Raw genomic sequence first — 17964 nt, 5'->3', positions numbered from 1 at the left:
TTACTTCTTCGGAATCCGCAGCCAGTCGTTCGCGACGAGCTCCCATTTGTTGGTGCCGGAGGCGAGCTTGATCGGCCAGCCCGCGGTGTTGTCGTGGTGCGTCTGGCCGGGCCCGAAGACGTACGGCGTACCGACCATCGGGTCCGTGATCGGCTTCATCTCGCGCAGTGCCTTGGTCACCGATTCGCGGGTGATGTCCCCTTGGATCCCGCGGATGACGTCGAGGAAGTACTTCGCCGCCAGGTAGCCGCCCTGGCTGAACGAGGTCAGCGGGATGTTGTTCTTGGTCATCAGCTCGCGCCAGTCCTTGTTCTGCGGGCTGGTCGCGTCGGTGAACGGGTAGAACTCGGCGGGCACGTACACCCCGGCGCCGGCGTTGGTGATGGCCTTGGCGTAGTTCTCGCTGTAGACGCTGGTGAGCAGCAGCCACGTGACGTCGTTCCAGCCCTGTGCCGCGGCGGCCTTGAGCTGCCCGATGGAATCCGGCTCGACCGGGTTCACCGTGATCGCCTTGCACCCGGCGTTGCGTGCCTTGACGATGTAGGAGGTGTAGTCCGAACCGCCGTAGGGCACGGTCGCGTCGAGGTACTTGAGCTTCTTGCCGGTGATGGCCGACCACTCGTCGATCGCGGCCTGGTACGACGGCAGCGTGTTGCCCGCGATCTCCAGCAGCGCGCAGATGTCGTTCAGCTTCAGCGTTTCCGAGCCGTAGAGCAGGGTCAGCGTCATGTCGTGGTACGGGCCGACGTTGACCGGGGCGATGTTCGGGCTGGAGAAACAGGCCGGGTCCACGCCGATACCCTGCATGGACAGGATCTTCTGCTGTTCGTAGTACTTGTTGTTGATCTCGCACTCGATGAGGCTGGACGAGCCGACGAGCGCCACCGCCTCGTCACGGCCGACGACCTCGCGGGCCGCGGCGGCCGCGGCCGCCGGGTCGCCCTTGTCGTCGAGGGCCTTGTACTGGATCTGTCTGCCGTTCACGCCGCCGCTCGCGTTCGCCGCGTCGAAGACCGCCTTGGCCGCCTGCGAGGCTTCGGGGAACGTGGCCGCGCCGCTCAGGGCATTGACCGAACCGACCACGATCGGCCCGCTCGAACCGCTTTCGGCGCCGGCGCAGGCCGCGGTGCCGAGCAGGACGGCGGCGGCGAGGGCGACGAGGCGCCGCGCGGGTTTCACCGGTTCTCCGAAGCGTTCATGGCGTCGACCACGGGGACCGAGTCGACGATCTGCTCGAACGAAGCGACCTTGCCGCCGTCGAACTTCCACACGTGCGCGACGCGGGCGGTGAACGAGCGACCGGTCTCGCGGTGCTTGCCGCGGTAGGTACCGAGGCCGATCACCGTGTCACCGGCGTCGAGAAGGTCGTCGAGGGTGAAGGTGTAGCCGTCCCAGTCCTTCGCGATCGCGCCGAAGACGTTGTCCCGGACTTCTTCGGGGCCGGTGTAGGTTCCGGCGTAGGGGAAACCGGCCGCCTCCGTCCACGTGGTCTCCGGACCGAGCGGGGCCAGCATGCCCGCCAGATCGCCCCGGTCGCTCGCGGCGTAGTGCGCGGCGATGATGTCTGCATTGGACACTGAGACTCCTTAAACCGGTTGCGCGTCGGGATAGGCGACGGCGCCGAGTGGGTAGATGTGCCCGCCCGCGCGGGAGTGTTCCGACCGGCCGTCGCCGGTCAGGCCGAGGAAGACGCCGGTGGTCTTCAGCGCGTAGCCGAGGTCGTGCAACCACACGCTGGCCACGGCGATGCGGAATTCCCGGAAACAGAACAGGTAGAGCCCGTCCTGGAACTTCCACACCGTCGACAGGTCCATGTCCCCGTGACCGCGCTGCACACCTTCGAGGCATTGCCAGGCATAGCGTTGCGAGGACACGTACACGTGCTCGTAAAGGTGTTCGGGGCTGTAGCGGTAGATGTTGCGCTTGCCGATCAGGTCGCGCGACGGGCCGGGAACCTCGCCGGTCGGCGTACCCGCGTCGGTCGTGCCGGACCAGAACGTCTGGGAGACACGGGGAACCCCTTCGACGTCCTTGGCGCCGATCACCGAGCGCACGGCGAGCGCGCGATGCGTCGTCGTGGAGAAGACGACGGTGAGCGCTTCACCTTCGACGCTGGTGTGTGGGAGATTGACGAAGAAGACGTCGTCCCGGACGGCGACCGCGTCGTACGGGTCCTTGATGCCGTTGCAGGAGACGGTTTCAGCGTCTTCGAACCGCAGCGCGAGCGTCTTTCCGTCGTCGAGGGTGACGGTGAGCTCGCGTCCCGACAGGTCCGCGTTCGGCAGGCGGTAGGTGGCTATTCCGGCGGCGAACTCGTCATAGGTGCGCCACTGTTCCTCGGGTGCTTCGGGCATGCGGTCATCGTCGAGGCGACCGCACCGGCGAGGCCAGCTGTCACGCGCTGGGCGGCAACAACCGGTCGCTCACGGTCAAGCCGCGGCGCAGTTCGCTCGGCGAGCAGCCGAATTCCGTCTTGAACACCCGGCTGAAATGCGGCGCGTCGACGAAACCCCACTTCGCCGCGATGGCCGCGACGGGCCGCGAATGGTGCACGGGGTCGAGCAATTCGCGGCGGCAGTGTTCGAGCCGCCGGGTGCGGATCCAGCCCGAGACGGTCGTGCCCTGTTCGTGGAAGAGGCCGTGCAGATGCCGGGTCGAGATGTAGTGCTCGGCGGCGATCTGCGCCGGGCCGAGGTCGGTGGAGGAGAGGTTCGAGTCGATGTAGGCGAGCACGCGGCGCATCAGCTCGTGGTGCGGCCCCGCGGTCGCGCGGGCGAGGTCCAGTTCGCTGGCGAACAGCGTGGCGAGCAGATCGACCGCCGTATGCGCGAGCCGGACGCCCGCCGGCCCGCCGAGCTGGTCGAGGTTGCTGCCGAGTTGCGCGAGGAAGGGCACCACCACGTTGCCCATGCCCCGCTTGCCCGACATGGGCACCGCGGTCAGCTGGCCGACCAGGTCACGGGGGAGATCGATGAGCCGCTGCGGGAACATCACCACCAGCGTGCGGAAGTCCTCCTCGAACGCCAACGTGTACGGCCGGTGCGTGTCGTACAACGCCACGTCTCCGGGACGGAGCATCGCCTCGCGGTTGTCCTGCACCAACAGCCCGGTCCCGGACAGGATGAGGCTCAGCTTGTAGTAGTGCCGGTCCGCTCTGGCGATGAGCTCGGGCGTCCGCTCGACCACGTGGGCGGACGCGGTCACCTCGGTCAGCTGGACGTCGTCCGCGCCGCACGAGCGGATGCGGCCGCGGAAGTGGTCCCGGTGCTCGCTCGTCACGTGCAGTGGCACGAAGGATTGCGACACCACCGTGCGGAAATCGGTGAAATCTCGCGCGACCGTGGTGGTGGTCGGGTCGGCGGTGGCGGTGGTCACGGGGGTCACCTCGCAGCATCGGGGGGTGAATTTCATATACGATAAGCGATACGATGCTGCCGGGCAATGATCGCGGCGAGGTCAGTCGGCGAGACGGAACAGGAGGGTCCTCGGGTCCACGTCGACGGGTACCACCGTGCCCGTTTCGTAACGGCCGACGTCCTCGGTGAGGACGCGCGCACTGAACGGAGTCACCCCCGGGCCGGTGACGACGAGATCGACGTCGTCCGCGGGCGTGCTCACCTCGCCGACCCAGATCCGTTTCCTGGAAACGACTTCGGCGTTCGCGCGGACCCCCGACCGGTCGAGCCCGCGATGGGCCTCCCGAGCCTTGGCGTTCTGCCAGAGGTGGGAGCCGACGGTGCCGACACCGCCGAGCGTGAACACGGCGCCCATGGCGATGACGACCAGGCGGTCGTCGTCGCCGGGGTCGAAGTAGGTGCTGATCCAGAGCAGAGCGGGGCCGATCAGGATCAGAATGGTCATGAAGAAGCCCAAAAGGCATCCGATGACGGTGAAGGCAGGGAGCTCCGGTGCCTCCCTGCCCTCGCGGTCCGTCTTCACGGGCGTGAGATTACTGACCGGTTTCCGTCGCTGGTCCGGTAAAAATGCCCGCTTGCCCGCCGTTGTGCCGGGCGAGCGCGTCGAAGGATCGTTCCGCTCGAACGCGCGGGATTTCACCAGTACTGGCGAGGTCCTTTGTGTACTCCGAGCCGATCACCCGGCGGTGAGTGAACTGAAAGACCCGGCTCGGTGACCGGTGCGTCAGTTCAGGTGCGGTTGCCGTCCGCGGAGTAACGCGGTGCCGAGCGGGGTGATCGCGTGGATCATCATGTTCTTGTGGCGGTGACTGGTGATCAGGTTGGCGTCACGGAGCGCGGTGGCGTGGCGGCTGGCGGTGGGTAGCGGCGTGGCTGCCCGGCGGGCCAGTTCGGTGGTGGTGGCCTCGGTGGTGTCGAGAGCGCGCAGGATACGGGTGCGGGTGGTCCCGAGCAGGGCGACGATCGGATCGGCGGCGCGTCGTCGGGCCGGTTCCGCCGGGGTGATGACCCCAGGGGCGAGCGGCACCGAATAGACCAGGACGGGCGGAAGCGCCGGGTCGATCAGGGTGGTGGGGTTGGGGCCGCGGCCGAAGACCACCGGCTGCAGCAGCAGGCCCCGTCCGTCGAGGCGGACGTCTTGGTCGAAGAGATAGTCGATGCTCAGCACGGGAAAGCGCCACGTCGCCGCGGGGCTCAGGGTGCTCAGGACGGCGTCGATGCCCTGGTCGGCCATGAGCTGGGCGCGGCGGGTGTGATCGTGTCGCACGGCGGTGGCGATCGCATCCCAGTGCGGCTCAAGGCAGGCGTGGAAGTATCCCCGCAGGGCGTGGGCGACCATGCGCAACGCGGGTGGTCGCCCTTCCGCGAGATCGACGGTCCAAGAAGGAAGCGGCCGTTCCCGCGCCAGATGGGCGAAGTCGGCCGTCAACCGGGAGCGTGGCGTGCTCAGCAGCGAGTCGATGCGCTCGGACAGGGTGCCCCCGCCGGGCGGGGTCAGGAAGTCGGGCGAGGAGCCTGACGCGGGAACCAGATCCAGCAACGGCCGCGTGGACGGTGTCAGCCGCTGCCTGGTCTGGCTTCTCCAGCCGCCCAGCACGATCTCCGCCCGGGTTTTGCGCAGTAAATACACACTCATCAGGACCTCCCACAACGGATCCGGGCGTCGCGCTATCCGGATACCGGCCAGGTCCGCGAGTGTGAAATGGATCCGCAGCATTCCCTCTTCCTCCCCCGCCTGCGACGCTACTGCGGAAACATGATCGTTGCCACCGCGGTCGTGCCGCGGTTCCGCCCGGCGGCGCCTGATACTCGGGAATCGGCCGCTGATCTGCATGTTTTCGGCACAGTGAAGACACTGTCCGCTTCTGTTGAGCCGTCCTAGTATTGGCGTCGAATTCGTTAGTGGGGGTAAATCGCCTTACCGGTTATCTCGCCAAAGACAATCAATGTCCATCGTGAAGGATGATCATGAAAATTCTGCTGGGAGCGGTACTGGGATCGAGTTTGATGGTGGCAAGTCTGTTCGCGACGGCGCCGATGGCCTCCGCGGGCCCGGCGGAGGGCGTCTCCGTGGTGCTGGCGTCCTCGGGTGCCCAAGGTGTGGTGCTGAGCGGCTCGGTGCCGTTCGCCTGCCAGAACATCAGCGGCGGCACGTGGTGTTACGGGACCGAATCGGCGGGCAGCGGCCAGAAGAAGTGCTACTCGCACTACCTGCACCCCACCAAGCGCCACAGCGCGACCGCCATTCTGGGCTCCAGGCAAAGCAAGAAGGTCGCGAATCGCGGGCAGTGGGCCAAGGCCGAGGTGATCGGTTCCCGGAACGACACCTGCAACGCGTACTACAACTCCGACGCGTGAGGTGACCGACGCGGGGCGCCGGATCCGGCCGTGCCGGGTTCGGCGCCCCGCGAAGGTGGGGTCAGCTGAGCGCGGCGGGGAGCGTCTCGAAGCCGCGCAGGATCCGGGTCTCCCGCCGTCGCGCGCCGTCGAGCAAGCGCAGATCCGGGAAGCGCTCGAAGATCGACCGCAGCCCGATCTCGCCTTCCATCCTCGCCAGCGAGGCGCCGAGACAGTAGTGCCGCCCCGCGCCGAACGACACGTGATCCCGCGCGTTCGCCCGCTCGACGTCGAAGGTGGCGGGATCGTCGAAGATCTCCGGGTCCCGGTTGGCGCCCGCGAGCACGGTGGTGACGATCGCGCCGCGCTCGATGCGGGCACCGCCGATCTCGGTGTCCCGCGCGGACAGCCTGCCGGTGAGCAGGACCGGCGGGTCGTAGCGGAGGATCTCGTCGACGGCGTTGCTCCACAGCTCCGGATTCGCCCGCAGTTTCGCGAGTTCGCCCGGATGCCGGGTGAGCAGGGCGATGCCGTTGCCGAGGAGGTTGACGGTCGTTTCGAAGCCGGCCGCCAGGACCAGCCCGGCGGTGGCCTTGAGTTCCCGCTCGGTCAGGCCGATCCCGTCCTCGCGGGCGGCGATCAGCTTGCTGAGCAGGTTGTCGCCGGGGTTCTCCCGCAGTTTCTCCAGATGCAGGGTGAGCCATGAGTCGAACTCGGCCAGCGTCGCCTCCACCGTGCGGAAGGTCCGCCATGGCAGGCCGAGGTCGAGGCTCGGGGCCGCCGCGCCGCCCAGCGCGAGCACCTTGTCCCGTTCCTCCGGCGGGACGCCGAGGATCTGGCTGATCACGGTGACCGGCAAGAGCCCGCAGTAGTGCTCGACGAGGTCGACGGGGTTCGCCGGGGCGAGGCCGTCGAGCAGTTCGTCGGTGATCGCCTGCGTGCGCTCGCGCAGCTGCTCGACCGCCCGGGCGGTGAAGACGCGGGTGACCAGCTTCCGGTAGCGCGTGTGGTCGGGCGGTTCGCTGGCGAGCAGCGACGGCGGCTCGATCGGATGGATGAGGCCGGACGCAGACCACGCGACCAGCCGGTTGAGCAGCGGGTTGTCCGGGACGAACCGTACGGTCTTGAACGCGTCGCTGGTCAGCACCTCCTTGCACGCCGAATGCCGGGTGCTGACGTGGCCGACCCGGGTGGTGGCGATGGCGCCGTGCGCGCGGATCTCGTCGAACAGCCCGCTCAGGTCCGCCCCGCCGCTCGCCTCGACGGACAGCCTGCCCTGGAGGTCGCCGCGGCGTGCCGCGGCCCGGAGGGCGACCCGGGGGAGGGCGTGGCCGATGCTCCAGCGGGTGACCGGTTTGGCGATCGCCTCCGCCTTGTGCCGGAAGGTCCGTGCGGGAGCGGTCTTGAGTGCGAACATCAGGACTCCGTCCGTGCGGGTTCCCTCTCGAAGGTATCGGAACGACGTGTCAGTAGCCAGCGGCTCCGATTTCTGCGGACGCGCTGCCCGCTCGGTAGTGTTCTGCACTTCGGGCGGGCCGGGGAGTGCTTGTGGGCGGCTACGGGTTCGACATCGCGCTGGTCGCGGTGCTGGTGGTGCTCAACGCGGTGTTCGCGGGCAGCGAGATGGCACTGATCTCGTTGCGTGAGGGGCAATTGCGGGCGTTGGAGCGCGACGGTCGCGCGGCCGCCCGCACGCTGGTACGGCTGGCGCGCGACCCCAATCGGTTCCTGGCGACGATCCAGATCGGGATCACGCTCGCCGGTTTCCTCGCGTCGGCGACGGCGGCGGTGTCGCTCGCGCAACCCCTGGTGCCGTTGCTGGATTTCCTCGGCGACGCGGCCGGTGCGGTGGCCGTCGCGCTGGTGACGGTGGTCCTCACGTTCCTGACCTTGGTGCTCGGGGAACTCGCCCCGAAACGGCTCGCCATGCAGAACGCGGTGCGGTGGGCGTTGCTGGTGGCGCGTCCGCTGAATCTGTTGTCGGCGATCTCGAGGCCCGTGGTGTGGGCGCTGAGCGTGTCGACGAACTTCGTCGTGCGGGTGCTGGGCGGCCGGGCGGAAGCCGATCCGGATCAGATGTCGCCCGAGGAACTGAGGGAACTGGTCTCGGCGCAACGCGGCCTGAACGCCGAGCAGCGCATGATCATCAACGGTGCCTTGGAGATCCACGAGCGACGGCTGCGGGAGGTGCTCGTCCCTCGCCGGGCGGTGCTGACGCTCGCGGCCGAGCAGGACATCGAGTCGGCGCGGCGGCAGCTGGCCGAGTCCGGCCATTCCCGGGCGCCGGTCGCCCGCGGCGGCCATCTGGACGACGTCGTCGGTGTCGTACAGCTGCGTGATCTGCTCGGCGACCACGAAGACCTGGCCGAGGCCGTCCGGCCGGCGGTCGTGTTCCCCGATTCGCTGCGGGTGTCGGACGCGCTGCGGAGTTTCAAGGCCGAGCGGGAGCAGATGGCGCTCGTCGTCGACGAACACGGCGCCGTCGCGGGCATGGTCACGCTGGAGGACCTGCTGGAGGAGATCGTCGGCGAGATCTACGACGAGACCGACCGCGATGTACTGGCCGTCCGCGACGGTACGGACGGCGCGCTGGTCCTGCCCGGCACCTTCCCGGTGCACGACCTCGTCGACGTCGGGGTGGAACTGCGCGACGCGCCGCCGGGGGAGTACGCGACGATCGCGGGACTGATCCTCGTGATCCTCGGCCGGATCCCGGAAAAGCCGGGCGACCGGGTGACGGTGTCCGGCTGGACCGCCGAAGTACTCGGCGTGGAGCATCACGCGATCACGCGGGTGGCGCTGCACCGTGGACCGAACGCGGAGCGGTGAGTTGCGCCGGACGCGCCGGGTTGGCAGCGTGCCCGGTGTCCCGCCACGAAGAAAGGTGTTCCGATGCCGCAAGACCAGCCGGATTTGAAACCTCGTTCACGCGACGTGACCGACGGCCTGGAGCGTGCGGCGGCCCGCGGCATGCTCCGCGCGGTCGGGATGGGCGACGACGACTTCGCCAAACCGCAGATCGGGGTGGCGTCCTCGTGGAACGAGATCACGCCGTGCAACCTGTCGCTCGACCGGCTGGCCAAGGCGGTCAAGAACGGCGTGCACGCGGGCGGTGGCTACCCGCTCGAGTTCGGCACGATCTCGGTGTCCGACGGCATCTCCATGGGCCACGAGGGCATGCACTTCTCGCTGGTGTCCCGTGAGGTGATCGCCGATTCGGTCGAGACGGTGATGATGGCCGAACGGCTGGACGGCTCCGTGCTGCTGGCGGGCTGCGACAAATCCCTGCCGGGCATGCTGATGGCGGCGGCGCGCCTCGATCTCGCTTCCGTTTTCCTCTACGCGGGCTCGATCATGCCCGGTCAGGTGGACGGCCAGGACGTCACCATCATCGACGCGTTCGAGGCTGTCGGCGCTTGTCTGGCGGGGAAGATCACCCGCGCCGAAGTGGACAGGATCGAACGCGCGATCTGCCCCGGCGAAGGCGCCTGCGGCGGGATGTACACCGCCAACACGATGGCGTCGGTCGCCGAGGCCCTCGGTATGTCGCTGCCCGGGTCGGCCGCTCCGCCCGCCGTCGACCGGCGTCGTGACGGGTTCGCCCACCGGTCGGGGGAGGCCGTCGTCGGGATGCTGCGCCAGGGCATCACCGCGCGCCAGATCATGACCATGGAAGCGTTCGAGAACGCCATCGCCGTCGTGATGGCGCTGGGCGGTTCGACCAACGCCGTCCTCCACCTGCTCGCGATCGCGCGCGAGGCGGAGGTCGACCTGCGCATCGACGATTTCAACCGGATCGGGGACAAGGTCCCGCATCTCGGCGACCTCAAGCCGTTCGGGAAGTACGTGATGAACGACGTCGACAAGGTCGGCGGCATCCCCGTGGTGATGAAGGCGCTGCTCGACGCCGGACTGATGCACGGCGACGTGCTCACCGTGACCGGCAAGACCATGGCCGAGAACCTCGAAGGCATCGCCCCGGCCGGGGTCGACGGCGAGATCATCCGTCCGCTCGACCGCCCGATCCACAAGACCGGCGGGCTGACCATCCTCAAGGGATCGCTGGCACCCGAAGGCGCGGTCGTGAAGTCGGCGGGCTTCGACGAATCGACGTTCACCGGCACCGCGCGGGTGTTCGACGGCGAGCGAGCCGCCCTCGACGCGCTCGCGGAAGGCCGGATCGTCGCCGGGGACGTCGTCGTCATCCGGTACGAAGGGCCCAAGGGCGGGCCGGGGATGCGGGAGATGCTGGCCATCACGGGGGCGATCAAGGGCGCCGGGCTCGGAAAGGACGTCCTGCTCATCACCGACGGCCGGTTCAGCGGCGGCACGACCGGGCTGTGTGTCGGGCATATCGCCCCGGAAGCCGTCGACGCCGGGCCGATCGCGTTCGTGCGGGACGGTGACCCGATCACCCTCGACGTCGCGAACCGGACCCTCGAAGTCGAGATCGACGACATCGAGGCGCGCAAGGAGGGCTGGACCCCCAAGCCGCCGGCGTACACGCGAGGAGTGCTCGGCAAGTACGCCAAGGTGGTCCGCAGCGCCGCGCACGGAGCCGTTTGCGAGTGAGACCTGCCCGATGCGCGGGCGGCGATTTGACGAGGGGGCGTGAGGGGACTCTCGCCTACCTTCAGGGCAGGAACCCGGCGAAGTCGCATAACCGCTGTTCAGGGGCGTAAGCGGTGATTCCGGCACCCGTCGGGATCACCGTCCTTCGTCCGGGGCTACGGCTACGTACCGCTCGGGTGCTGAGTGTCCACAGGGGGCACGTCCTGGCGGCCCGGTGTCCGGTTGATGTCGATTTGCACAGTTTGCGGGAGGGTCGTGAGTGTTTTGTGCCGTTCTAACGACCCAAAACACTCACGACCTCGCGCAAAGTGCACAAATCGGGCCCTGTGACCGGAAATGGTGTCCTTTGTGGACCCTCAGGCTGCGGTCGGCTCTCGTCGGCGAGTCCAGATTCAGGTCGCCACATACGACCTTCGAAATGCCACCAGGGTAGGCAAGGAGGCCTTCACGGACCTGCGACCGCAGCGGCCCAGCAGGTGCCAGGCACCCACCACGAACGGGTGATGCGTAGGCCGGAGAGGCGCGAGTACGTAATTCACCCGATGTGCCCCGCTACTCCGGAGTAGCAGACTCGGCGGCCCGACGATTCCCGCTGCTCCGGAGGTCGATGATGACCCTGACCGCGTCCCACGCCCCAGCCCGCACCGCCGCCCTCGTGATCGCCCGCGTGGTCGTCGACGGGATCCGGCACTCGCTGCCGGAGCACGCGCCGCTGTTCGACGCGCGCGCCACGGAGTTCGTCGCCTCGGTATTGGAACACGACGGGATCAACCTGGGCATCGCGGCCGGTGCGGACGCCTTCCGGCAGGTCGGCGTCGCCGAGTACGCGGCGGGCAAGGACCTGGCGCGGCTCTCCCGCGCCTACCACTCGGCCGGCCGATGCGCCCTGCCCGCGCTGGCCTCGCTGTCGCGGCAGCCCGGCGCCGGGTCGGCTCTGATGGACACCGGGGTGGAGGCCCTGCTCCGCTGCGCGGACGTCCTGATCCGGCTGTCCACCGCCGCCTACCGCGCGGCCCGCACGCCTTCGATCGCCGAAGTGCGGCAAGACCTGCTGAAGGAGATCTTGAGCGGCCGCCCGCCGTCGAAATGGGCAGGCCTCGCGGCGGAGGCGGGCTGGGTGCCGCCCGCCCGGGTGGTGGCCGTCGCCGCGGAGCCCGGCGCGGTCCGCGCTTCGTTCGGGCCGGAGGTACTGGCGGACCTCACCGGCGAGTACCCGCACCTGCTCGTGCCGGACGACGTCGAGATCGGTGGCGTACTGGCGGGGACGCGGGCGGCGGTCGGGCCCGCGGTGGCGCCCGCCGAAGCCGCGGTGTCCCTGCGGTGGGCACGCCGGACCCTCGAGCTGGTCCGGCGCGAGGTGATCGAGGACGGCCCGCTCGTGCGCTGGTCGGACCACCTGACCACGCACTGGCTTTTCGCCGACGAGGTGCTGACCACGGCCCTCGTCACGCGCAGCCTGGCCCCGATCGACGGCCTGCCCGCGAACGAGCGCGCCAAACTCGCCGAGACCCTCGACGCCATGCTCTCCGCCCGCGGCGGGGCACCCGAGATCGCGGACAATCTCGGCGTCCACCCGCAGACGGTCCGCAACCGCCTGCGCCGTCTCCGGGTCCTGTTCGGCGCCCGGCTCGACGACCCGGAGGCGCGGCTGGACCTGAGGATCGCCTTGCGCGCGGAGCCGCTCACACCCGAACCGGGACGCCAGGCGACTCCGATGAGGGTGGCGTGAGCGTCAGGCGGATTCCGCGGTCCGGGTCACCCACGTGGCGACCTGGACGCGGTTGGAGTAGCCGAGTTTGGTGAGGATGTGGTCGATATGGGTGTCCACTGTCCGCCGGGCGATGCCGAGCCGGTCGGCGATCTCCTGGTTCGTCAGCCCCTCGGCGATCACGTGCGCGATCTCGGTCTCGCGTCTGGTGAGCACTCCCGCGGCCTGCTTCCGCGGTTCGGGAGACCGTTCTTCGAGGGCGTACGCGATGGCGTCGGCGATGGGCATCGCGGCGCCGTCGGTGAACTCCTTGACCGCGACCTCCCAGCCCAGCGCGGTCGTCACGGCCTCGGTGTCGGCCTGCAACGGCTCGGTGAACGCCTCGTACCGCGTCGGCCACGCGCCCACCGTGCGCCAGACGTTCATCGCGGCACCCTGCAGGATCGCGGCCCGGTTGGGCCGCCCGGTGCGCGCGGCGCAGCCCGCCAGCACGGTGAGCGTGAACCCGACGACGACGCGGTCGTCCACCCGGGCGTGCAGGCGCAGGACCTGCTCGCAGCAGCGGCTCGCGACCGCGAGATCACCTTGGAGGTATTCGGCGGCGGCCCGCGACCACAGCGCCCAGCCCCGCCAGAAGACCTCGCCCTGCCGCTCGCAGCGCTCGACGGCTTCCGCGAGCACCGCCCGGCCGCGGTCGATGTCGCCGTTCAGCCAGACGGCCAGCCCGTGGTTGTAGCTCGCCCAGAGATCCGCGCCTTCGTCTCCGTGGGCGCGGAACAGGTCGATGGCCGTGCCGAACAGGCGTGACGCCTCGGCCATCTCGTTGCCGATCAGCGCGGCGTAGGCGCGCACGTGGAGCACGTACGCGGCGGCGAGCTCGTCGCCACTGGTCTCGGCTTCGGCGGCCGCCTTCTCCAGCATGCGGCGGTGGGCGGGCAGGTCTCCCTGCACCAGAGCCAGGAAACCGGAGAGCCACAGCACGTGTGCCCGCTCGGGTGCGCCGGGTGCCGCGGCTTCGTCGAGACGGCGGACCCAGATCCGGCCTTCGGTGTTCAGCCCGCGGACGATCCAGAACTCCTTGACGTCGCGCAGCATCCGCAGCCCGATGAGCGCGTCCTCGGGATCAGCGGTGCAGTAGTCGAGGGCGACACGAAGGTTCGCGTGTTCGCGTCGCAGCCGTCCGATCCAGGCGAGCTGATCGGTCTCCAGCCATTCGGTGGCGTACCGGCCGGCGAGTTCGGCGAACCAGTCCCGATGCCGTTTCCGGAACTCCGCCGTCCCGCCCGTCTCGGAGAGCCTGTCGACGCCGTACTCGCGCACCGACTCCAGCATGCGGTACCGCACGCCGCCGGGGTACTCCTCGCGCAGCAGGATGGACTTGTCGAGCAGCCCGTCGACGACTTCGAGGACCCGTTCGCGCGGCAGTTCGCCGCCGGAACAGACCTGTTCGGCGGCGTCGAGGTCGAAACTGCCGGAGAACACCGACGCACGCGCCCACAGCAGCCGTTCGGGCCCGGTGCACAGGTCGTGGCTCCAGTCGATCAGCGCCCGCATGGTCTCGTGCCGTTCCGGCCGTCCTCGCCGGTCCTTCGTGAGCACGGAAAACTGCCGGTCGAGGCGGTCGGCCAGCTGACGCAGGGACAACGCCCGCGCGCGGACGGCCGCCAGCTCGATGGCCAGCGGCAGCCCGTCCAGCCTGCGGCACAGCCGGATCAGCGGTTCGGTATCCGCTTCGGTGAGCCGGAACGACGGCGCGACCGCGGTCGCGCGATCCACGAACAGCCGCACGGACTCGTCGTTCAGCACGCGTTCGAAGGAGTCGCCCTGTTCCGGGATCGCCAGCGGCGGCACCGGAAGGATCCGTTCGCCCGCCACCCCGAGCGACTGCCTGCTGGTGGCCAGGACGGTCACCTGGGGACAGGCCCGGACGACGGTGTCGGCGAACCAGGCGCAGCTGTCGACCAGATGCTCGCAGTTGTCCAGGACCAGCAGCAAGCGGCTCGCCTGAAGCGCCTCGACGACCACCTCGATGGCCGGTTTCGCCGAGCGGTCGCCGAAACCGAGGACGTTCGCCACGGTCGGCACGAGCAACGCCGGTTCCCGCAGTTCGGCCAGCGACACGAACGCGACCTCGTCGGCGGTGGCTTCGCGGTGGGCCGCGGCGACCCGCCACGCCAGCCGCGTCTTGCCCACGCCGCCCGGCCCGGTCAGCGTGACCAGCGACGACGCGTTCAGCAAGCGCCGCGCTTCACCGGTCTCGGCGTCACGGCCCACGTAGCTGGTCACTTCGGTGGGATCGGCAGACCACCCCGCGAGTGAGCCAACTCCGTCCGCCATGCATTCTCCCGCCATCGACCGGACCCCGTGAGTTCCGTCCGATGTAGACGGAAATCGCCCGGCTGCGGATACTAGCGGACCGGCGTCCTCCTAGCGGGACGCTCGTTTCCCGCGATCGTGCGCCCAGCCGGCCAGCACCGTTCCCGCGGCCACGAGCAGCAGGAACACGAGCACTCTGCCGCCCCGGTCACCGGGTACCCAATCGAACGCGCCCCACAACTGGGTCGCGGAATGATCGAAGAGGCTGCGGATGGCGGCCTGCGCGAACACGGCGATGGCCACCATCCCGACGATCTGCAGCCCCAGATAGCCGGCCTTGGTCATGCTTCCTACCTCCTGGTTCAGGGTCGAGCCCCAGCATCGCCGTCGCGGATCCGGGAGCGCATCGGCAGCGCGTCGCGCTTCGCGTCCGACCAAAGTCGAGCCCCGGATCGTCCTGTGCCCGGCTGCGCCGCCGCGCGCGGGTCGACCATGATGGGCCGGTGATCACCGACGCCGGCGCCCAGCCGCCCCTCCGTGCGTGGGGGGAGGCCTGGCGCCTGCTCGCCGCGGCCGGTATGGGCGTGCTGCTCTGGCTCATCACGGCGGCGCAACTGCCGGTGGGCGCGGCGGGACCGAGGGTCGGCTGGCTGACCACCGGGGATCCGCTGCTCGCGCTCGCCTGCCTGATCGCACTGCCGTGGCGCCGTCGCTTCCCGGTCGTGATCACGACCGCGGTGATCCTCGTTTCGACGGTCTCGGTACTGGCGGCCGGCGCGTCGTTGCTGGCGCTCTGTTCGCTGGCCACCCGGCGGCGACCGGCCGAAACGGCTTTCGCGGCGGTGTTGTCGGTGGTCACGGCGGTGCTGATCGTCGACCTCTACCCGCAGCGCGAGGCCCCTGGACCGCTGTGGCTGCTGATCAGCCTCCCCACCTTGATGGTGGGCATCGTGGTGGCCGTGGGCGCCGCGATCGGAGCGCGCCGGGAGGAGGTCCGCTCCCTGCGCGAACGGGTCGAAAGCGCGGAACGGGAGCAGGCCGCGCGGGCGGCCGAGGCGCGGATCATGGAGCGGCACCGGATCGCCCGCGAGATGCACGACGTCCTCGCGCACCGGGTCTCGCTGGTCGCGATGCAGGCCGGGGTGCTGGGGCATCGTGCGGATCTGCCCGCCGACCAGGTCGCGGAACTGGCCCGCGGGATCGCCGACGGCTCCCATCAGGCGCTGGAGGAACTACGGGACGTCCTCGGCGTGCTCCGGGCGGGCCCGGAGGGGCTGGAACCCCCGCAGCCTTCGCTCGCCGACCTGCCGGCGCTGGTCGCGGACGCGCGGGCGCTGGGCCTGGACGTCACCTTGACGACCACGATCCCGGGCGAGCCGCCCGACGCGATCGCGAGGACCGTCTACCGGGTCGTCCAGGAAGGCCTGACCAACGCGGGCAAGCACGCGCCGGGTGCGAGCGTGGCGGTCACCGTGGAGGGGGAAGCGGGGGACGGCGTGCGGGCGACGATCCGGGATTCCGGTGTGGCGCGGGCGGTCGAGGGGCCGCCCGCCTCGGGTTTCGGGCTGCTCGGCCTCTCCGAGCGGGTCGGGCTGGCAGGCGGCGAACTGGACCACCACGCGGAACCGGGCGGCGGGTTCGTCCTCGCCGCGCGGTTGCCGTGGCCGGTCCGCGAAGGGAGCGAGTGAATGGGCACGGTGCGGGTCGTCCTCGTCGACGACGAACACCTGGTGCGGATGGCGCTGCGGCTCATCGTCGACGGCGAACCCGACCTCGTCGTGGTCGGCGAGGCCGCCGACGGCGACGCGGCGGTGACCGTGGTGGGGCAGCAGCGGCCCGACGTCGTCTTGATGGACGTCCGGATGCCCGGGCGTGACGGCCTCAGCGCGACCGAGGAGATCCTCCGGCTCTCGGAACCGCCCAGCGTCCTGGTGCTCACGACGTTCGATTCCGACGAGATGGTGCTGGGCGCGCTGCGCGTCGGCGCGCTGGGGTTCCTTCTCAAGGACACGCCGCCGCCCCGGATACTCGCGGCGATCCGGACGGTCGCGACCGGCGAACCCGCGCTCTCGCCCGCCGCGACGTCCCGGCTGATCGCCGCGGCCACCGGGCCGCACTCGTCCGACGCGCGCCGGGCGTCCCGGGACACCGCCCGCGGATTGCTGGCCACCCTGACCGACCGTGAACGCGAGACCGCGCACGCCATCGCCGAGGGCCTGTCCAACACCGACGTCGCGCGGAGGCTGGACATCACCGTTGCGACGGTGAAGGCGCACACGAGCAGCATGCTCGCGAAACTCGGTGTCGAAAACCGGGTGCAGATAGCCTTGCTCGTCCGCGACGCCGAAGGCTGAAACTTTTCCCGGCGCGGTGTCGAATCCGTCGTCCCCCGCTCGACGCAGTGTCGAAAGCAGTTCGAAACGACCAAGGAGAATCCAGATGCGCACCCTGATCGCCACCGCGTTCGTCTCGCTCGACGGCGTCGTCGAAGGGCCCGGCGGGGAGCCCGGCTACCGCAACTCCGGCTGGACCTTCGACGGCATCGAGTTCGACGAAGCGGCCTACGAGCTCAAGGGGCGTGAACAGGGCGAGGCGACCGCGATGATGATGGGCCGGGTCAGCTACCAGGCGTTTTCGCCGGTGTGGCCCGGTATGACCGAGGAATTCGCCGGGTACAACGCGATGCCGAAGTACGTCGTCTCGACCACGCTGCGGGACGAGGACCTCGTCGACAACTGGGGCGAGACCACGATCCTGCGTTCGCTCGACGACGTCGCGAAGCTCAAGGAGACCGAGGGCGGGCCGATCATCGTCCACGGCAGCGCGGAACTGAACCGCAACCTCGCCGACGCCGGCCTGATCGACCGCTACCACCTGCTGCTGTTCCCGGTCCTGCTCGGCGCGGGCAAGAAGCTGTTCGCCGACACGGACAAGGACAAGCAGAACCTCAAGCTCGTCGAGAGCGAGGCCTACGGCAACGGGGTCCAGAAGCTGGTCTACGACGTCATCCGATGACCGGACCCCAGCCCAGCCGGAGCTGGCGACGGTCACGCACGCGGTGCGAGGTGCGTAAAGACGCACGCCCGTCCGCCCGAAACGCGTTTCAGGCGGACGGGCAGGGCCAGGCGAGCCGGACGATGGTCCCGGTGAGCGTGCTCGTCACCGAGGCCTCCGGGGCGAAGGCGCGGATGATCGGCAAGCCGCGTCCGCCGTCCGGGCGGGGTCCGTCCCGCCAGCGGCCCTCGTCGGCGACGCTGATCCGGACGTGGCCGTCGTCGTGGGCGGCGGTCACCCTCATGACGTTGTCGTCGGTGCCGTCCGGGTAAGCGTGCTTGACGACGTTCGTCATCGCTTCGTAGGCGGTGAGCTTGAGATCCTCGGCCAGTTCACGGGGAAGACCACGGTCGAGGGCCCATTTCGCCAGCACATCCCGCAAGGTGGCCGCTTGGGCGGCGACGGCCGCGACCTCGAGGACCAGCTCGTCGGTGCCGTTGCGTACAGGCTCGTCGATCGGCATCACGAAGCGTCTCCTCGTCGTCCGCCGCGGTCCACGACCGCCGGATCCACCGACAAGGTTAAGGCACCGCGGGGATCGGGGACACGAGTGGCGGGCGA

Annotated in this window: 17 protein-coding genes; 7 read left to right on the top strand and 10 right to left on the bottom strand. The window is 69.6% G+C overall.

Annotation, left to right across the window (positions count from 1 at the left end; all coding sequences use genetic code 11):
• The 6 genes from CVV72_RS11745 to CVV72_RS11720 all read right to left on the bottom strand — a co-directional run bounded on the left by CVV72_RS11745 (position 1) and on the right by CVV72_RS11720 (position 5133).
• Positions 1–1179, bottom strand: coding sequence for an ABC transporter substrate-binding protein (locus tag CVV72_RS11745; protein WP_219152466.1), 1179 nt, complete (start codon positions 1177–1179; stop codon positions 1–3).
• On the bottom strand, positions 1176–1577 hold the full coding sequence (locus CVV72_RS11740) for a nuclear transport factor 2 family protein (RefSeq protein ID WP_219152465.1): 402 nt from the start codon (positions 1575–1577) through the stop codon (positions 1176–1178). The genes CVV72_RS11745 and CVV72_RS11740 overlap by 4 nt, the downstream gene beginning before the upstream one ends.
• Positions 1578–1586: 9 nt before the next feature.
• Positions 1587–2354 carry a MoaF C-terminal domain-containing protein gene (locus tag CVV72_RS11735; protein ID WP_219152464.1) on the bottom strand — a complete coding sequence of 256 codons (768 nt, stop codon included), beginning with the start codon at positions 2352–2354 and terminating at the stop codon, positions 1587–1589.
• Between the two features lie 40 nt (positions 2355–2394).
• Positions 2395–3375, bottom strand: a complete 981-nt coding sequence (locus tag CVV72_RS11730) for a helix-turn-helix domain-containing protein (RefSeq protein WP_034306187.1) — start codon at positions 3373–3375, stop codon at positions 2395–2397.
• 81 nt (positions 3376–3456) lie between these two features.
• A complete protein-coding gene (locus CVV72_RS11725; protein WP_255632639.1) occupies positions 3457–3861 on the bottom strand; it encodes a hypothetical protein in 405 nt (134 codons plus the stop codon).
• A gap of 279 nt (positions 3862–4140) precedes the next feature.
• Entirely contained in the window at positions 4141–5133 is a 993-nt protein-coding gene (locus CVV72_RS11720; RefSeq protein WP_219152462.1) for a helix-turn-helix domain-containing protein, read from the bottom strand.
• 251 nt (positions 5134–5384) lie between these two features.
• Between CVV72_RS11720 and CVV72_RS11715 the strand changes: the two genes are divergently transcribed.
• A complete protein-coding gene (locus CVV72_RS11715) occupies positions 5385–5774 on the top strand; it encodes a lactococcin 972 family bacteriocin (RefSeq protein ID WP_219152461.1) in 390 nt (129 codons plus the stop codon).
• Positions 5775–5835: 61 nt separating this feature from the next.
• Here the strand turns inward: CVV72_RS11715 and CVV72_RS11710 are convergent, their stop codons facing one another.
• The gene (locus CVV72_RS11710) at positions 5836–7170 is read right to left on the bottom strand and encodes a cytochrome P450 (RefSeq protein WP_219152460.1); all 1335 of its coding nucleotides are present in this window, start codon (positions 7168–7170) and stop codon (positions 5836–5838) included.
• A gap of 131 nt (positions 7171–7301) precedes the next feature.
• Between CVV72_RS11710 and CVV72_RS11705 the strand changes: the two genes are divergently transcribed.
• The 3 genes from CVV72_RS11705 to CVV72_RS11695 all read left to right on the top strand — a co-directional run bounded on the left by CVV72_RS11705 (position 7302) and on the right by CVV72_RS11695 (position 12054).
• Positions 7302–8582, top strand: coding sequence for a hemolysin family protein (locus tag CVV72_RS11705; protein ID WP_219152459.1), 1281 nt, complete (start codon positions 7302–7304; stop codon positions 8580–8582).
• Positions 8583–8645: 63 nt separating this feature from the next.
• Positions 8646–10325: a dihydroxy-acid dehydratase gene (ilvD, locus tag CVV72_RS11700; protein WP_192744576.1), complete on the top strand. Its 1680-nt coding sequence runs from the start codon at positions 8646–8648 to the stop codon at positions 10323–10325.
• Between the two features lie 610 nt (positions 10326–10935).
• On the top strand, positions 10936–12054 hold the full coding sequence (locus CVV72_RS11695) for a helix-turn-helix domain-containing protein (RefSeq protein ID WP_255632638.1): 1119 nt from the start codon (positions 10936–10938) through the stop codon (positions 12052–12054).
• Between the two features lie 3 nt (positions 12055–12057).
• Here CVV72_RS11695 and CVV72_RS11690 read toward each other — a convergent pair whose 3' ends face one another.
• Positions 12058–14370 carry a LuxR C-terminal-related transcriptional regulator gene (locus CVV72_RS11690; protein ID WP_219152458.1) on the bottom strand — a complete coding sequence of 771 codons (2313 nt, stop codon included), beginning with the start codon at positions 14368–14370 and terminating at the stop codon, positions 12058–12060.
• A 90-nt stretch (positions 14371–14460) separates the two neighbouring features.
• Positions 14461–14694 carry a hypothetical protein gene (locus tag CVV72_RS11685; RefSeq protein ID WP_219152457.1) on the bottom strand — a complete coding sequence of 78 codons (234 nt, stop codon included), beginning with the start codon at positions 14692–14694 and terminating at the stop codon, positions 14461–14463.
• A 158-nt stretch (positions 14695–14852) separates the two neighbouring features.
• Here CVV72_RS11685 and CVV72_RS11680 point away from each other — a divergent pair, with 158 nt between their 5' ends.
• From CVV72_RS11680 to CVV72_RS11670, 3 genes are all read left to right on the top strand, one after another.
• Entirely contained in the window at positions 14853–16037 is a 1185-nt protein-coding gene (locus CVV72_RS11680) for a sensor histidine kinase (protein ID WP_219152456.1), read from the top strand.
• Positions 16038–16703 (top strand): response regulator transcription factor, encoded by a 666-nt coding sequence (locus CVV72_RS11675; protein WP_219152455.1) that lies wholly within the window; start codon positions 16038–16040, stop codon positions 16701–16703. It abuts the gene before it with no gap.
• An 85-nt stretch (positions 16704–16788) separates the two neighbouring features.
• Complete coding sequence (locus CVV72_RS11670; protein ID WP_219152454.1) at positions 16789–17364, top strand: dihydrofolate reductase family protein; 576 nt, start codon at positions 16789–16791, stop codon at positions 17362–17364.
• Positions 17365–17452: 88 nt separating this feature from the next.
• Here CVV72_RS11670 and CVV72_RS11665 read toward each other — a convergent pair whose 3' ends face one another.
• Positions 17453–17866 carry an ATP-binding protein gene (locus CVV72_RS11665; protein ID WP_219152453.1) on the bottom strand — a complete coding sequence of 138 codons (414 nt, stop codon included), beginning with the start codon at positions 17864–17866 and terminating at the stop codon, positions 17453–17455.
• Between the last annotated feature and the right edge of the window lie 98 nt (positions 17867–17964).

The organism is Amycolatopsis sp. TNS106 (assembly GCF_019330265.1).
Classification (GTDB): Bacteria; Actinomycetota; Actinomycetes; order Mycobacteriales; family Pseudonocardiaceae; genus Amycolatopsis; species Amycolatopsis lurida.
This window is presented reverse-complemented; position numbering and strand designations above follow the sequence as displayed.

Coding starts and splice junctions, on each gene's coding strand:
- CVV72_RS11670 (WP_219152454.1), top strand. CDS start 16,789: ATGCGCACCCTGATCGCCACCGCGTTCGTCTCGCTCGACGGCGTCGTC.
- CVV72_RS11710 (WP_219152460.1), bottom strand. CDS start 7,170: ATGTTCGCACTCAAGACCGCTCCCGCACGGACCTTCCGGCACAAGGCG.
- CVV72_RS11715 (WP_219152461.1), top strand. CDS start 5,385: ATGAAAATTCTGCTGGGAGCGGTACTGGGATCGAGTTTGATGGTGGCA.
- ilvD (WP_192744576.1), top strand. CDS start 8,646: ATGCCGCAAGACCAGCCGGATTTGAAACCTCGTTCACGCGACGTGACC.
- CVV72_RS11725 (WP_255632639.1), bottom strand. CDS start 3,861: ATGACCATTCTGATCCTGATCGGCCCCGCTCTGCTCTGGATCAGCACC.
- CVV72_RS11675 (WP_219152455.1), top strand. CDS start 16,038: ATGGGCACGGTGCGGGTCGTCCTCGTCGACGACGAACACCTGGTGCGG.
- CVV72_RS11690 (WP_219152458.1), bottom strand. CDS start 14,370: ATGGCGGACGGAGTTGGCTCACTCGCGGGGTGGTCTGCCGATCCCACC.
- CVV72_RS11685 (WP_219152457.1), bottom strand. CDS start 14,694: ATGACCAAGGCCGGCTATCTGGGGCTGCAGATCGTCGGGATGGTGGCC.
- CVV72_RS11695 (WP_255632638.1), top strand. CDS start 10,936: ATGACCCTGACCGCGTCCCACGCCCCAGCCCGCACCGCCGCCCTCGTG.
- CVV72_RS11665 (WP_219152453.1), bottom strand. CDS start 17,866: ATGCCGATCGACGAGCCTGTACGCAACGGCACCGACGAGCTGGTCCTC.
- CVV72_RS11735 (WP_219152464.1), bottom strand. CDS start 2,354: ATGCCCGAAGCACCCGAGGAACAGTGGCGCACCTATGACGAGTTCGCC.
- CVV72_RS11720 (WP_219152462.1), bottom strand. CDS start 5,133: ATGCTGCGGATCCATTTCACACTCGCGGACCTGGCCGGTATCCGGATA.